This window comes from Pedobacter terrae (assembly GCF_900100705.1).
GTDB lineage: Bacteria > Bacteroidota > Bacteroidia > Sphingobacteriales > Sphingobacteriaceae > Pedobacter > Pedobacter terrae.
This window is the reverse complement of record NZ_FNCH01000014.1, coordinates 39,238-53,685: the sequence shown is the minus strand read 5'-3', so window position 1 is coordinate 53,685 and position 14,448 is coordinate 39,238. Positions and strand designations below refer to the sequence as shown.

The following is a 14,448-nucleotide window of genomic DNA, read 5'->3' as shown; positions in this document are numbered from 1 at the left end:
TAATTTAAGACTTCCAAATTACAATTTCAATAAAAAAACCCTGAAGAATAATCTGCAGGGCTTAAAGTATTAATTTGTTTGGGGTATTATTCTTAATATGCTTTAATCATAAATACATAATCTTGTATTTTTTCAATCTGTTTGGTACGTTTTAAACCAGACAGCAAACTCTTTTTATTGGCAGAAAGTTTATTTACACCCAGCGAATCCTGAGGAATAGCCCTCATGGCCTCTAAAATATATTTAGATTTGATAGCAAAGGCGGCACCTTCAGTCTGGTCTGGCTTACCGCTAATTATACCAACTAAATTTCCATTATTATCTAAAACCGGACCACCGCTATTACCCGGATTAACCGAAATGGCTACCTGATACTGAGTGGTATCTCCAACAAAACCATTTTTAGAACTTACGTAACCTTCTCCCAATACCGCATCATCTTTCGGATAACCTAAAGTATATACAATTTCGCCAATGTTACTGGTATTTCTTTTAATGGTATAAGGAATAGATGACAGGTTACTAAAATGTTTATCGCTTATCTTCAGAATGGCAATATCATTTTGAGGATCAGTGTAAACCGATTTTACTTTAAAGGATTCTCCTTTACTGTTTTGCACATACAATGAATCTGCACCATTAATAATATGCAGGTTGGTTAAGATGTAACCATTTGTAGAGATGGCAAAACCAGTACCCCCAAAACTATTTTGATTATTTGGCTTATCGGAAGTAGCATTATTATGCTTTATATTTCTGATTAGGCTATTTTGAGTTTTAATGGCATTATTTACTTTATTGCTCAACTGCCTGTAGCGCTCGGCCTGTTGGGTGCTGTGCTGAATAGAGTAGATCGAAACCAAAGAAAGTACAACAAAAGATGCGGCAACCGCAATGGCAGATTTATATTTCCGCCACAATTGCACCACACGTGAAGGATGAGGCCTAAGTGTAGAAGCCAAACCTTCCACATCAATTTCCGAATGGATCTGATTTAACTGTTCTTTTAAGCGTAATTGTTCTGCAAAAATATCCATAGAAGCTAAAAAGAACTTATGCGAAACTACTTTATGATCTATTGTAGCATCGTTAAGACGTAACTTTTCAAAAGCTTCTATTTCCTGTTCATTAAGTTTACCTAAAAGATAATCTTCAATAATTGCATCTAACTCCAAATCGTTTCTCATTTCAAATTATGGTTGAAAAAATATTTTCTTTAACCTTTGCAGGCATTTATATTTCTGCGTTTTTGCGTTGTCGGTATTGGTATAACCAAACTTTTCGCAGATATCCTGCATGGATAAATTTTGGATATAAAAATCCTGAATAATGGTTTTACAAGGTTCGCCCAGATGATCAAGCGCCGATTGCATTTTTACAAAAGAGGCATCTTTCTCTTCGTGGTTTTCTACATCTTCCTCAACAGCGAAAACATCTTCGTAATCAGTAATACTCCCGGTCTTTTTACTGTTTAAGCTCAGTTTCTTCAGCCAAATGCGCCTGCAAACCGAATAAATATAGGTTTTCAGCTTACTGCTGAGCTCAAAATTACCAGCCTTAATTTTGTTATATAATATAATTATGCCTTCCTGGTAAACATCTTTTGCATCATCTTCATCACCGTTATTGTTTAGGATAAACTGCAAAACCATTGCATAATAAGCTTTGTATAACTTGTTAAGTGTATCTTCTGAGTTATTTAGGATACCTAAAATAACCTCTCTATCTGTTGGAACTGAACTCTTTAAACTGTTATTCACTAGTTAATACATTTTTCTGTAAATAGTAACCCAATATTAGACAAAAAAATATTTATAGCCACTATAATTGCTTAATACAATCATCAGGCAAACGGTAACCCAAATCTCCAAAAAAAAATATTTTAACTTTTTTGTAAATTTTCGGGTTACCTTTTTACCTTTGCGGCATTAACAAGAAATTAATTACTAAAAAAAATCAAAAAATGAAAAATGCATTCAAATTAGGCTTTTTAGCTTTAGCTTTATCTTTATCAGTTGTTGCTTGTAACTCAGAGAAAAAAGCTGAAGGTGCTGATACTACTTTAACAGATTCTTCTACCATCGTTACTGATACTACTGCAAAAGATACTTCAGTAAAAGATTCTACAGTAAAAGATACAGCTGTAAAAACTACTACAGAGAAAACTGAAGTTAAACACTAGTCTAACTTTACCATATAAAAAAGCGCCTTGAAATTAACTTTAAGGCGCTTTTTTATTTTTATTCATTTTTTTTATTTTTTTTGGGTTACCTTTTTAAATAAGTGGTATTAACAGATGAATTAATTAATTACTTAAAAATACTCAAAAATGAAAAATGCATTCAAATTAGGCTTCTTAGCTTTAGCTTTATCTTTATCAGTTGTTGCTTGTAACTCAGAGAAAAAAGCAGACGGTGCTGATACTACAGCTACTGATTCTTCTACTATCGTTACTGATACTACTAAAAAAGATACAGTAGTTAACGATTCTACAGTAAAAGATACAAGTGTGAAAACTACTACAGAAAAAACAGAAGTTAAACACTAGTCTAACTTACTGATAAGAAAAGCCTTTGAAATTCATTTTTCAAAGGCTTTTTTATTTTTGTAAAATAATAAGGTTACCTTTTTAATTTTTTGGTATTAAGGGTATATATTAACCCTAAAACAGATACCAATATGAAAAATGCATTCAAATTAGGCTTTTTAGCCCTAGCTTTATCTCTAACAGCGGCTGCTTGTAACTCAGAAAAAAAAGCTGATGGCGCTGATACGACAGTTACAGATTCTTCTACAATTGTTACTGATACGACCAAAGTTGATACAGTAGTAACAGATTCTACCGTAAAAGATACTTCTGTTAAAGCTACAACAGAAAAAACTGAAGTTAAACACTAGTTTAATCAATTAATTATAGAAAAGGTCGCGATCATAAATCGCGACCTTTTTTGTTTTAGAATATCAGGTTATTTTTATCTTTTTTTTTGAGAAATCTGTTTTGATAGATTTTTCCCCGCCTGTAAGGGCAGCCCTATCCGCACAGGCGGGCACTTCGCATTGATAACTCTTTAAATTCAGGCAGGCTGAACTCAACGTGTCAATTAGTGGTGTAATCACAACTTATAACACAGTCTCCTTTTTATTTTAGACATCAAGGCCTTAAAATCCATCAATTGTAGTAAATTTGCGGCAAAAATATAATCCGCATAATGAATTTAACATCACTACAAGCTATTTCACCTGTTGATGGCCGTTACAGAAAAACTACAGAAGGTTTAGCCGCTTACTTTTCTGAAGAAGCCTTAATCAAATACCGTGTTTTTGTAGAAATCGAATATTTTATCGCGCTTTGTGAAATCAACTTGCCAGGCTTAGCAAATTTTGATCGAAATCTTTATGCCGAATTACGCAAAATCCACGAAAATTTCTCAGAGGCCGACGCTTTAGAAATTAAAGAAACTGAAAAAGTAACCAATCACGATGTTAAAGCGGTAGAATATTTTATCAAAAATAAATTTGATGCTTTATCTCTTCAAGACTACAAAGAGTTTATCCATTTTGGTTTAACCTCTCAGGATATCAATAATACGGCTATCCCTTATTCTATTAAACTGGCATTAAACGAAAGTTATTATCCGGCTATTGATTCTTTAATTGAAAAAATAAACGCGCTGGCCACAGAATGGAAAGATATTCCGATGTTGGCACATACGCACGGGCAGCCAGCCTCTCCTACCAAGTTAGGCAAAGAGTTTTTGGTTTTCGCTGATCGTTTGGCCATTCAGGTAGAAAGCTTAAAAAACATCCCGAACAGTGCTAAATTCGGTGGCGCTACCGGCAATTTCAATGCCCACCACATTGCTTACCCTCAGGTAAACTGGGTTGATTTTTCGAACCAATTTGTAAACGAAACATTAGGTTTATCGCGTGCACAACACACTACCCAAATTGAGCATTACGATCAGTTTGCTGCACAATGTGATGCATTGAAACGAATCAACAATATCATTATCGATTTGGATAGAGATATCTGGACCTATATCTCCAAAAACTATTTTAAACAGAAGATCAAAGCTGGAGAGATCGGTTCATCGGCAATGCCACATAAGGTTAACCCGATTGATTTTGAAAATGCAGAAGGAAACGCGGGAATTGCAAATGCACTTTTCGAATTTTTCGCCGCCAAATTGCCAATTTCGCGTTTACAGCGAGATTTAACAGATTCTACCGTTTTAAGAAACGTTGGTGTTCCTTTTGGACATACATTAATTGCCATTCATTCGACTTTGCGTGGATTAAATAAGATTTTATTAAATGAAGCAGCTTTGCATGCAGATTTAGATGAAAACTGGGCGGTTGTTGCTGAGGCTATTCAAACGGTTTTAAGAAGAGAGAACTATCCGAATCCATACGAAGCCCTGAAAGAATTAACCAGAACAAATACTAAAATCAATGCAGCAAGTATTGCCGAATTTATTGAAGGTTTGGCTGTTTCGGAGACAATAAAAGTTCAATTAAGAACCATTACACCATTTAATTACACCGGCGTTTTTTAATGAAATTAAATTGACGTTAAGCAGACAGCCCGCAAGGGTTTTATTTAGCAGTAATTGTTAATTTTGTTTATTCAAATTGATTAAGACATGACGATTAACGTATATACAGAACAAACTCCAAATCCAGCTACCATGAAATTTATGGTAAACAAACTGTTAATAAACGGCAGTGAGGATTTTGCGACTAAAGAGAGTGCTGAACATTCGCCTTTTGCGAAAGAGTTATTTAAGTTCAACTTTGTTTCTGGCGTTTTTTTCGCCAGTAATTTTGTTACCATTACCAAAACAGACGATGCAGATTGGGCAGATATTGAAGCCATTCTAAAAGAATTTGTGAAGGGCGCGGTAGAATCTGAATTAAAAATTAAAGAAGCAGCTGCTGAAGAAGCTCCAGCATTTGAAGGTACCGAAACTGAGATTAAAATTCAGCAGATTTTACACGATTATGTTCGCCCAGCCGTTGAACAGGATGGTGGTGCAATTACATATAAATCTTTTGATGAAGGTGTGGTTACTGTAGAATTACGTGGCTCTTGCAGTGGCTGCCCGTCTTCTACCATTACGCTTAAATCAGGAATTCAAAACTTATTACAAAGAATGGTGCCAGAGGTTACAGACGTAGTTTCTGAAGCGCTTTAAAATTTGCATTTTTCATAGTATATATAGTAAAAAGGTTGCGATGAGAATCGCAACCTTTTTTTTATTTGAACCTATTTCCCGTCATCTCGACTGTAGCAACGCGGAATGGAGAGATCTATTTAGAATAGATTTCTCCACTACGGTCGAAATGACGATCTGCTTAATTTATCTTGCGATTATTAAAAATACTTTTTAATCGCCTGCAACATCTCATTGGTAAGCTTCCCATTGGTAGCTAGGATCTCCCTTTTCTCAAAATAATCATTTCCACCAGAAAAATCATAAACCGCTCCGCCTGCCTGCTGCACAATGAAACATCCGGCTGCAAAATCCCATTGCTGCAGATTGTATTCAAAAAAAGCATCAAAACGTCCGCAGGCTGTATATACCAAATCTATTGCCGCTGCACCAATTCTACGAACGCCATGACTTTTCTGCATCATTTCAGCCAATAATTTTAGGTATTTCTCTTGTTTATCAAACTGATAATATGGGAAACCCGTAGCCAACAGGCTTGATTTTAAATCAGGATTACCGGAAACTTTAATTTCCTTTTTATTCATTAAAGCAGGTCCACCCTTGTAAGAATAAAACATTTCTCCCCTATTTAATTCATAAACGACACCAATTACAGGCAATCCATCTTCATAAAGCGCCACGCTAATGCCATAGGCGGGAATACCATGAATAAAGTTGGTTGTACCGTCTAATGGATCAATGATCCAGGTGTATGTTTTTCCTGTACGGTTAATGGTTTTTTCTTCGGTGATAAAACCTGCATCGGGAATTAATTTCTCCAGATTTTGAACGAGTTTCTGCTCCGCTGTTTTATCAACATAAGAAACCATATCATTTAATCCTTTATATTCTATTTTCTGAACATCAAACTGCATGGCCTCTTTACGGATAAAATTTCCGGTAAGCTTAACAATCGAGATCACTTTATTGCATAGTAATTCGTAATTCATAACTATTTAACAACAGCGTAAAACTATTGTTGGGTTTTAAATGAATTTATAGGGTTCTTATTGGGCCAGTTGATTCCTGTTCCTTAAAGCATAAGCACTTAGTGCAATTCCACCTACAACAAGAAAAGTTGAAATCATTTCTGCCTGCGTAAAAGATAAACCAAAAACATGGTATTTGGAGTTTACACGGATTAACTCGATACAGAAACGTTCGAGACCGTTTAAGATCATGTAAATACCAAACATTAAACCAGGTGCTTTTATTTTATCTCTTATACTCCATAAAAAGGCGAACAGGATTAAACAGATAATCACTTCGTAAAGCGGTGTTGGGTATACACCTTGTGCCAATTCGTTACAAAACTTACCTGTACAGCCGGGAATCGGAATCCCCTCGCCCACCACATTATTTGGGTATTTGTAAGACCATAGCCAATCTGGCAGCCAGGAGAACGGTTTAGGATTGGGATTCACAATGCCCCAGTCGCCATCACCTGCCATATGACAGCCAATACGCCCCACTGCATAAGCCAGCATCATACCTGGACCACCAACATCAAGCATATGTAAGGGTTTAATGCCGTTTCTCTTTGCAATAATTAATACAGCAGCACCACCGCAAATTAACCCCCCGTAAAAGGTTAAACCACTAAAAGATAATAGGCGCTCTATAGGATGTTGAACAAAATCATCCCAATACTCTAAATTATCGAAAAATTTTGCACCCAAAAAGCCCCATATAGCCGCCCAAACAATCAGGTTGCTCATTGTTTGATAAGGGTGAATGGTTACCTGTGTTTCTTTTGGTTTAGCTAACTTATGTTTATTTTTTTCTGTATAATCCCAATAAGCGAATAAACCGGCAAAAAACAAACCACCAATTATATTTCCTTTGGTCGACATTAAAACCGATTGTGCGTCGTTTACAAAGAGTTTATAGTTTAATAAAGCATAAACCAGTTTATAGCCGATAACAAAGCCGAACAGGCCGTTCATCAGCAATTCTGATGTAGTAGCAGGCTTGCCAACTATAATTGTCTTTTTAATCGGGTGGAGTATGCCTAATGCCTCTTTACGTTTAAGCTCTTTGGTAAATGCCCAGTAACCGGCTACAAATGCTAGCGCTACAAAAACTCCAAATGTATTAAATGGAAGCGGTAAATTAATGCCGAACAGGTATTCTAAAAAATGTGAAACGGTAGGAAACATACAAATATTTTGTTGCGAAGATAGGAAAGAAAGAGTAAAGACCAAAGCGGAAAGACCGAAGTCTGAAGGCTAAATTTAAAAGAGAAATAATTCATAAACAATAGCATATTTTTTCCATCATTCATTTTTAAATCTTACTTCTAAAAAGATTCTTCACTGCGTACAGAATGACAACAAAGGATATTTAACTGAATACTTTAGACTAAAGACTCTGCACTGAAGACTTTGGACTGAGGACTATAGACTGAAGACTAACCTAGTGATGCGCGTAAGCGGTTTCCAATTCGGCTACTTCTACTTCTCCATCAGCTGTAATTGCTAAAAGCTTAACCGCTTTTAATTCATTTACCATAACGGGGTCGTATTTGGCACGAACTTTTACATAGTTTTTGGTAAAACCATGCATGTAACCTGATTTTTGATCTGCTTCGAAAAGTACTTCTCCCTCAGCTCCAATTTGCGATTCGTAGAAAGCCCTCCGTTTTTTATCTGATAAGATATGAAGCATTTTACTGCGCTCATTCCGCTCACTTCCGGCCACAACGCCTTTCATTTCGGCAGCAGCTGTTAATTCGCGTTCAGAGTAGGTAAATACATGTAGATAAGAAATGTCAAGCTGGTTTAGAAACTGATAGGTATCCAGGAAATCTTCTTTTGTTTCGCCAGGAAATCCAACAATCACATCTACGCCGATACAGCAGTTTGGCATTACTTCTTTAATTTTAGCTACACGCTCCACATACAAATCACTGCGGTAACGACGGCGCATTAAACCTAAAATTTTATCAGAGCCAGATTGTAAGGGAATATGAAAATGCGGAACAAACCTTTTTGAAGTGGATACAAATTCTATAATTTCGTTGCTTAATAAATTTGGCTCAATAGATGAAATACGAATTCTTTCAATTCCTTCTACCTCGTCCAATGCTTTAACCAAATCAAAAAACTTGTCTTCCCGCTGCCCGTTTCTGATTCCAAAATCACCCAAATTTACACCGGTTAATACAATTTCTTTAACACCGCTTTCCGCAATCATTCTTGCACGGTTTACTACATTTTCAATAGTATCGCTACGGCTTGCACCGCGCGCCAGCGGAATAGTACAGTAGGTACAAGGATAATCGCAGCCATCCTGTACTTTCAAAAACGTACGCGTTCTATCGCCAATAGAATAAGAAGCAATAAAGTTGTGGTTAACTTTTTCTATATTTTGTTGGTGAACAAGTGCTTTTGGCTGTTTGGTTAAATCGGTAATATATTCAACAATTCTAAATTTTTCTGCCGCACCTAAAACCATATCAACACCTTCTATTTCGGCAATTTCCTGTGGTTTTAACTGGGCATAACAACCTACAATGGTTACAAAGGCATTTGGCGAATACTTTAAAGCTTCTTTAACTACTTTACGGCATTTTTTATCAGCATGCTCAGTAACAGAACAAGTATTGATTACGTAAACATCAGCCTGATCCTGAAATTCTACTACGGCATAGCCGGCATCGGTAAATAAACGACCGATGGTTGAGGTTTCGGAGAAATTGAGTTTACAACCTAATGTATAAAATGCGACCTTTTTCATTGAGCCTGCAAAGATAATAAAATAGATTTGAGTATTGAGATATGAGATTAGAGATTAAATGTAAATTACAGTCTATTAACAAAGGAGTTGGCAATTTTAAGTTTTCAGTTGACTACAAACTGAGAATTGCAAACTGAAAACTATTTTTCCTGCCACCGGTAACTTTCCTGTTCGAAACCTGCCAGGTCCAATACCCTGCTCACTACCGTTCCGGCAACTTCTTCTATGGTTTGGGGCAAACTGTAAAAAGATGGGTTGGCTGGACAAATGATTCCTCCGGCTTCAGTAACCGTTTTCATATTGTTAATGTGAATCAGACTAAATGGAGTATCTCTTACTACAGCTATTAATTTTCTACGTTCTTTTAATACCACATCTGCCGCTCTTGAAATCAAATCATTAGATATGCCATGTGCTACCCTACCCAAGGTTCCCATTGAGCAGGGGATAATGATCATGGTATCGTATTTTGCAGATCCTGATGCAAAAGGTGCATTAAAGTCGTTTTTGTTATAAAATGTAAATTCTTTAAAATGGTTGTAATCCTGGTTCCCCAGCTCGAACTGCCAAACTGCTTTTGCATTATCGCTCATTACTACACCCACGGCTTCAATCTGGTCTTTTAATTTTAGTAACTGATCAAACAAAACCTTTGCATATATAGAACCACTAGCGCCTGTAACCGCCACAATTACTTTCTTTTTCATCATAACCACAAAAATAGTCTATCTAAATCCATTAAAACAAAAAAGGGCCAGAACAATGTTCTGACCCTACATCTACCTATGAAAAACATACCCTCGAAAGGGTAAGAACAAATATATATAAATTTTTAAAATAATATAAATGTGAAACGTTAAATATTCCAAATTAGCTAAATTAATAAAAAATAAAATACAAAATACTGATTATCAGATTAATAATTTTAAATAAAATTTATCAAAAACTTTTTTACCACTTAAATAGACGTATTTTTTAATAAAAATAAGAGTAATTTTGTATTATAAATAATACTATATCCGCGGATAATGACCGAATCTGAAGTTTTCATTGAATCTTTATATCATAAAATTTACATTTTTTTGATATTGTCCTAACATCATTACCCATGCATTTTTATAAATATTCAGCAAATCTTTTACAACTAACAGTTATGAACTTCTTATAATATAGCAAGTTTAGATCTAATCCGACTTAATGTTTCTAACCGCATATTCAAAAACGATGCGATATATTTTAGCGGAATGCGTTCTACTAATTTTGGGTAGGATTTAATGAAGCGGATATATTTTTTCTCTGCTGAAGGTAGTCGCGAAATAAATGCCCTCTCGGATGCTTGAAGATAGTGGAGTTGCGCCACTTCTTTACCAATGTAGTTCGCAATTTGATAATTTAAATATAATTTTTCTGACATGGTATGCGGAATTGCAACAGCAATAACATCTTCCAAAGCCTGTATATATTCTTCTAAAGCATTGTTCGTATTCCAGATATTACTCACGCTTCCTATAAACTCATTTTCTTTAGCCATCCACATGGTAATCTCTTTATTATCATCTTTAATATATCCTCTTGTTACGCCCTTATTAATAAGATACACGTACTGATCGAGGTGTAAGGGCGATGAAATAAATTTATTCTTTTTAAAGTTAACTGGAAAAGTTTCATTATTGATGATCAATTCCATCGCTGGGTTTAAATCGTGAAAAGATTTAAAAATGGTAATCAGCGGTGAAAAACCATCGAATGGCAACCACTTTTCGTGGGTATTATAGTTAAATTCGGGATTCATGATCTTATCTGTTATGCAACTGCTACTAAAGTTCTAAAGAAGAACAAACGAAATATTTACTATCATTTTTCAAACATCGATTTATTTGAAAATGTTTTATTGATAATTGTTCATTGTTTCAAATTAAAAAATGAGCACAAGCCATTAAAAATCAATCACCTTATAATCTATACCCTTATGTATGATAAATATTATAAATTCCTACTAAATCAGTTGGAATTAATTGTTTAACAATTATATTTGAGAAAGAGTCATCTCCGATTTATGATAGATTTAGCTTCACCATTCTTAAAGGCATTATTAAAACATTCTACAAGCCCGGTAGTCATTTTTAAGATAAAGCCCATACTAGTGGTTGTTGCACATAATGATGCTTACCAGGCTTTAATAGCACGTGTTGGTGGAAAATCAAAATTCTTAGACACCGATATTATTCCCAATCTCATATCTGATGCTGAAAAAGTTAATTTGATTAACACAGTTCAAAAAGTGAGTGAACTTAAGGCTAAGCAGCTTCTGATGATCCATCCTATTTATTCCAACTCACCAAACGTAAAATGGGAATTGGAATTTTCGCCGGTATTACAAAACGATCGCCCGGTTGAGTATCTCATTTGCTCGCTGAGGGAAATCCCAATGGACGAAAATGACCTGGAGCGGATTTTATTTGAACTTTCGGAAAGTGAAACACGTTTTAGGGGATTTTTTGAACAAGCGCCTTTAGGGATGTGCGTGTTAAAAGGCCCGGAACTGATTACAGAGTATGCGAATGATAATATATTAAAAATTTGGGGCAAAAGCAGAAAAGAAGTAATCGGAGTACCTCTGGAAAAGGCAAGGCCGGAATTCGATATCCAACAATCTCATGTAAAACGTGTAAAAGATATTTTCAAAAATAAACAACCTTTAACGATCAATGAACTGAAACTGTCCTCGCCAGTATCAGATGGCTATTTTATCGCCCTTTACGAACCTTTAAAAAATGACAAAAACGAAGTAACCCGAATTTTAGTGATTATAAAGGATATTACCGAGCAGGTAAACTTTAAAAAGGAATTGCTTAAAGCTAAAGACATTTTGAAAATAGCGATGGATGCCTCTGAAATGGGCTCATGGAATATCGACTTGGCGCAAAAACAGATACTGTTATCCGAAAGGGCACAACAGATCTATGAACTTGAGGACAACAGGTTAGATATAGAAGAAGCCAAATCTATGATCTGCCCTGAGGATATGGGGCATCTTACCAGAGGGATAATACGTGCGCTACACAACCGCGACGCTTTCAACATCGAATACCAGATTATTCTGAAAGGCTCCAGTGCAAAGCGCAGATGGATAAGAACTGCAGGAAAGGCTTATTATAACGAGGACGGAAAAGCAATTTATATAGCAGGTGCTGTTCTGGATATTACAGAGCACAAGCAGGATGAAATAAGAAAAAATGATTTTATCGGTATGGTAAGTCATGAGCTTAAAACGCCTTTAACCTCTTTAAGTGCCTATGTACAGCTTTTACAACATAAACTCAAAGAAACAGATAATAGCTTTCACGCTCAGATACTTGATAAGATAAATGTTCAATTAAAAAAAATGGCGTTAATGATTGATGGTTTTTTAAACGTTTCCCTACTGGAATCTGGTAAAATATTATTGAACAAAACAGCTTTTAATTTTATCGAACTGATTAAAGCCATTACGGAAGAAAGCAGAATGGTTTCGCCAAGTCATTTTATCCAGGTAATCGGTCCGGAAGAATTATACGTTTACGCCGATATGGAAAAAATTGGCAATGTAATTAGTAACCTGATTGGCAACGCCGCAAAATACTCCAAAAAAGAAACTTTAATTGCAATAAAATGCGAAATACAAAATAATTACCTTGTTGTAAGTGTAGAGGACGAAGGTATAGGCATTAGAGAAAATGATATACCGCGGCTTTTTGACCGTTTTTATCGCGTAGAGAGCACTGATACCAAAACAATTGCAGGATTTGGAGTCGGGTTATATATTTGTGCTGAAATAATTGAAAGACACGATGGAAAAATATGGGTAGAAAGCAGATTGGGAAAGGGTTCTACATTTTATTTCAGTTTGCCCGCCTCTACTCACCCATAAAGCTAATTAGAATCTGTTTAGTCAAGAAAATCAAACCTTTACTTCCTCCCTTTCTAATTTAACGTTAACCGCCATCAGGCCGCGTTCGTGTAATTCAATTTCAAAAGTTATTTTTGAATTTAAAGTAATCTGATCATCTACATCTCCTAATTGAAAATGTATATCCTGGCCATTTTCATCAATGATGATTCCTTGTCCGTTTTCAAAGTCAATTTGCGTAATATCTCCCTTTCTTATCTCCTCTGCTATAAAATTTCTTTCCATAAATAATGAGCAATAATAGCTAATTTTTGTATAATTATGAATACATTTAACATTTTTTAGCATAATCTATTGCCGCGAGCATTATATTTTGTTACCAATACGACTTAACAAAGGAAAATGACGATTTATTTTTTCCCCTATGTCAGTAATAATTTACTTTTTTTTCTGATGCTGTACAATTCAATATTGCCTGATCAACATGATATCCAAATGAGCAGGTTTTGTTTGAGCTACTACTGACAGATCCCAATATAATGGCCGGCATCTCGACCGCAACCATGCGAAGTGCGCTCTGTACCGACAGACCTGCCACTTTATCAGGCGGGGAGAGATCTATCTTAACAGAACTAACTTTGCAAAGCAACCAAATCAGGCACAGATGTTTTTAACACTTTTATACTAAAAAGGGCCGGAATTAAAAATTCCAGCCCTTTATATCATTCATTAATTTGAACTCTATTTTTGAGATTGTTCAGGCGCTTTCCCAATCAGATCCATAAACTGATCTAATTTAGGCGTGATGATAATCTGTGTACGTCTGTTTTTAGCTTTTCCGGCTGGGGTTGCATTATCTGCAATTGGATTAAACTCTCCACGTCCACCAGCGGTTAAACGTTTAGGATCTACAGCATACTTGTTCTGTAATACCTGTACAACAGATGAAGCACGTAATGCACTCAAATCCCAATTGTTACGGATATTTGTTTGCGCAATTGGCACATTATCGGTATTACCTTCTATCAACACATCATAAGTGTCGTAATCTTTAATAATCTTGGCAATTTTACTCAAAGTTTCACCAGCTTTATCTGATACTTCATAACTACCTGATTTATATAACATGTTATCAGCTAACGAGATATACACTACACCTTTAAGTACCTGTACATCAACATCTCCTAATTCTTCGCGGCTTAATGAACGTGTTAAGTTATTTGTTAAGACCATATTAAGCGAATCGCTTTTGTTTTTGGCATTAACCAATTGTTTGATGTATTTGTTCGAACTATTTATCTCATCAACCAGCTTTGAAATATTAACATTTCCCTGGCTACTCGAGTTTAAACATTTGTTTAAGGCATCTTGCAATGCTGTTACGTTGGCTTTTTCTGATGCAATCTGCTCTTCTAAGCTTTTAACCCTGCTGGAAGTTCCGCTAAGCTCGCGCTGACTATCCTGATATTTATTGCTGAGCTCCTGATTTCTTTCACGTAACTTCGAATAAGTATCCTGAAGTTCGGCGTATTTCTTATTACTTACACAACCTGCAGCAAGTGCCACGGTAAAGAGCATTATGGGAATTGATTTGTATAATTTCATAAT

Annotated in this window: 15 protein-coding genes; 6 read left to right on the top strand and 9 right to left on the bottom strand. The window is 35.6% G+C overall.

The genetic code is table 11. From position 1 onward, the window contains the following. Positions 1–92: 92 nt before the first annotated feature. Entirely contained in the window at positions 93–1,187 is a 1,095-nt protein-coding gene (locus BLR60_RS16945; protein WP_090501963.1) for a S1C family serine protease, read from the bottom strand. Positions 1,188–1,193: 6 nt separating this feature from the next. Then, entirely contained in the window at positions 1,194–1,760 is a 567-nt protein-coding gene (locus BLR60_RS16940) for an RNA polymerase sigma factor (protein ID WP_090501961.1), read from the bottom strand. 203 nt (positions 1,761–1,963) lie between these two features. Here BLR60_RS16940 and BLR60_RS16935 point away from each other — a divergent pair, with 203 nt between their 5' ends. The 5 genes from BLR60_RS16935 (at position 1,964) to BLR60_RS16915 (ending at position 5,195) form a co-directional block, all read left to right on the top strand. Continuing rightward, on the top strand, positions 1,964–2,182 hold the full coding sequence (locus BLR60_RS16935; RefSeq protein ID WP_090501959.1) for a hypothetical protein: 219 nt from the start codon (positions 1,964–1,966) through the stop codon (positions 2,180–2,182). A 147-nt stretch (positions 2,183–2,329) separates the two neighbouring features. Next, complete coding sequence (locus BLR60_RS16930; RefSeq protein ID WP_090501958.1) at positions 2,330–2,548, top strand: hypothetical protein; 219 nt, start codon at positions 2,330–2,332, stop codon at positions 2,546–2,548. A gap of 131 nt (positions 2,549–2,679) precedes the next feature. Continuing rightward, positions 2,680–2,898: a hypothetical protein gene (locus BLR60_RS16925; protein ID WP_090502066.1), complete on the top strand. Its 219-nt coding sequence runs from the start codon at positions 2,680–2,682 to the stop codon at positions 2,896–2,898. A gap of 311 nt (positions 2,899–3,209) precedes the next feature. Beyond that, the gene (gene purB / locus BLR60_RS16920; RefSeq protein ID WP_090501956.1) at positions 3,210–4,556 is read left to right on the top strand and encodes an adenylosuccinate lyase; all 1,347 of its coding nucleotides are present in this window, start codon (positions 3,210–3,212) and stop codon (positions 4,554–4,556) included. An 87-nt stretch (positions 4,557–4,643) separates the two neighbouring features. Beyond that, the gene (locus tag BLR60_RS16915; protein ID WP_090501954.1) at positions 4,644–5,195 is read left to right on the top strand and encodes a NifU family protein; all 552 of its coding nucleotides are present in this window, start codon (positions 4,644–4,646) and stop codon (positions 5,193–5,195) included. Positions 5,196–5,374: 179 nt separating this feature from the next. Here the strand turns inward: BLR60_RS16915 and BLR60_RS16910 are convergent, their stop codons facing one another. The 5 genes from BLR60_RS16910 to BLR60_RS16890 all read right to left on the bottom strand — a co-directional run bounded on the left by BLR60_RS16910 (position 5,375) and on the right by BLR60_RS16890 (position 10,743). Then, positions 5,375–6,163 (bottom strand): inositol monophosphatase family protein, encoded by a 789-nt coding sequence (locus BLR60_RS16910; protein ID WP_090501952.1) that lies wholly within the window; start codon positions 6,161–6,163, stop codon positions 5,375–5,377. Positions 6,164–6,220: 57 nt separating this feature from the next. Next, positions 6,221–7,372: a prolipoprotein diacylglyceryl transferase gene (locus tag BLR60_RS16905; protein WP_090501950.1), complete on the bottom strand. Its 1,152-nt coding sequence runs from the start codon at positions 7,370–7,372 to the stop codon at positions 6,221–6,223. 256 nt (positions 7,373–7,628) lie between these two features. Then, complete coding sequence (gene mtaB, locus BLR60_RS16900; protein WP_090501948.1) at positions 7,629–8,951, bottom strand: tRNA (N(6)-L-threonylcarbamoyladenosine(37)-C(2))-methylthiotransferase MtaB; 1,323 nt, start codon at positions 8,949–8,951, stop codon at positions 7,629–7,631. Between the two features lie 140 nt (positions 8,952–9,091). Further along, positions 9,092–9,661, bottom strand: a complete 570-nt coding sequence (locus BLR60_RS16895; RefSeq protein ID WP_090501945.1) for a UbiX family flavin prenyltransferase — start codon at positions 9,659–9,661, stop codon at positions 9,092–9,094. Positions 9,662–10,113: 452 nt separating this feature from the next. Beyond that, positions 10,114–10,743 carry a Crp/Fnr family transcriptional regulator gene (locus tag BLR60_RS16890; RefSeq protein ID WP_090501943.1) on the bottom strand — a complete coding sequence of 210 codons (630 nt, stop codon included), beginning with the start codon at positions 10,741–10,743 and terminating at the stop codon, positions 10,114–10,116. 264 nt (positions 10,744–11,007) lie between these two features. Here BLR60_RS16890 and BLR60_RS16885 point away from each other — a divergent pair, with 264 nt between their 5' ends. Further along, positions 11,008–12,861, top strand: a complete 1,854-nt coding sequence (locus BLR60_RS16885; protein ID WP_090501941.1) for a PAS domain-containing sensor histidine kinase — start codon at positions 11,008–11,010, stop codon at positions 12,859–12,861. Between the two features lie 30 nt (positions 12,862–12,891). Here BLR60_RS16885 and BLR60_RS16880 read toward each other — a convergent pair whose 3' ends face one another. Beyond that, complete coding sequence (locus tag BLR60_RS16880; protein ID WP_090501939.1) at positions 12,892–13,125, bottom strand: hypothetical protein; 234 nt, start codon at positions 13,123–13,125, stop codon at positions 12,892–12,894. Between the two features lie 456 nt (positions 13,126–13,581). Next, positions 13,582–14,445, bottom strand: coding sequence for an OmpA family protein (locus BLR60_RS16875; protein ID WP_090501937.1), 864 nt, complete (start codon positions 14,443–14,445; stop codon positions 13,582–13,584). Between the last annotated feature and the right edge of the window lie 3 nt (positions 14,446–14,448).

What these genes read in the sequence shown, in the direction of transcription:
- purB (WP_090501956.1), top strand. Translation starts at nt 3,210, where the DNA reads ATGAATTTAACATCACTACAAGCTATTTCACCTGTTGATGGCCGTTAC.
- BLR60_RS16930 (WP_090501958.1), top strand. Translation starts at nt 2,330, where the DNA reads ATGAAAAATGCATTCAAATTAGGCTTCTTAGCTTTAGCTTTATCTTTA.
- BLR60_RS16945 (WP_090501963.1), bottom strand. Translation starts at nt 1,187, where the DNA reads ATGAGAAACGATTTGGAGTTAGATGCAATTATTGAAGATTATCTTTTA.
- BLR60_RS16915 (WP_090501954.1), top strand. Translation starts at nt 4,644, where the DNA reads ATGACGATTAACGTATATACAGAACAAACTCCAAATCCAGCTACCATG.
- mtaB (WP_090501948.1), bottom strand. Translation starts at nt 8,951, where the DNA reads ATGAAAAAGGTCGCATTTTATACATTAGGTTGTAAACTCAATTTCTCC.
- BLR60_RS16890 (WP_090501943.1), bottom strand. Translation starts at nt 10,743, where the DNA reads ATGAATCCCGAATTTAACTATAATACCCACGAAAAGTGGTTGCCATTC.
- BLR60_RS16895 (WP_090501945.1), bottom strand. Translation starts at nt 9,661, where the DNA reads ATGATGAAAAAGAAAGTAATTGTGGCGGTTACAGGCGCTAGTGGTTCT.
- BLR60_RS16885 (WP_090501941.1), top strand. Translation starts at nt 11,008, where the DNA reads ATGATAGATTTAGCTTCACCATTCTTAAAGGCATTATTAAAACATTCT.
- BLR60_RS16935 (WP_090501959.1), top strand. Translation starts at nt 1,964, where the DNA reads ATGAAAAATGCATTCAAATTAGGCTTTTTAGCTTTAGCTTTATCTTTA.
- BLR60_RS16880 (WP_090501939.1), bottom strand. Translation starts at nt 13,125, where the DNA reads ATGGAAAGAAATTTTATAGCAGAGGAGATAAGAAAGGGAGATATTACG.
- BLR60_RS16910 (WP_090501952.1), bottom strand. Translation starts at nt 6,163, where the DNA reads ATGAATTACGAATTACTATGCAATAAAGTGATCTCGATTGTTAAGCTT.
- BLR60_RS16925 (WP_090502066.1), top strand. Translation starts at nt 2,680, where the DNA reads ATGAAAAATGCATTCAAATTAGGCTTTTTAGCCCTAGCTTTATCTCTA.
- BLR60_RS16905 (WP_090501950.1), bottom strand. Translation starts at nt 7,372, where the DNA reads ATGTTTCCTACCGTTTCACATTTTTTAGAATACCTGTTCGGCATTAAT.
- BLR60_RS16875 (WP_090501937.1), bottom strand. Translation starts at nt 14,445, where the DNA reads ATGAAATTATACAAATCAATTCCCATAATGCTCTTTACCGTGGCACTT.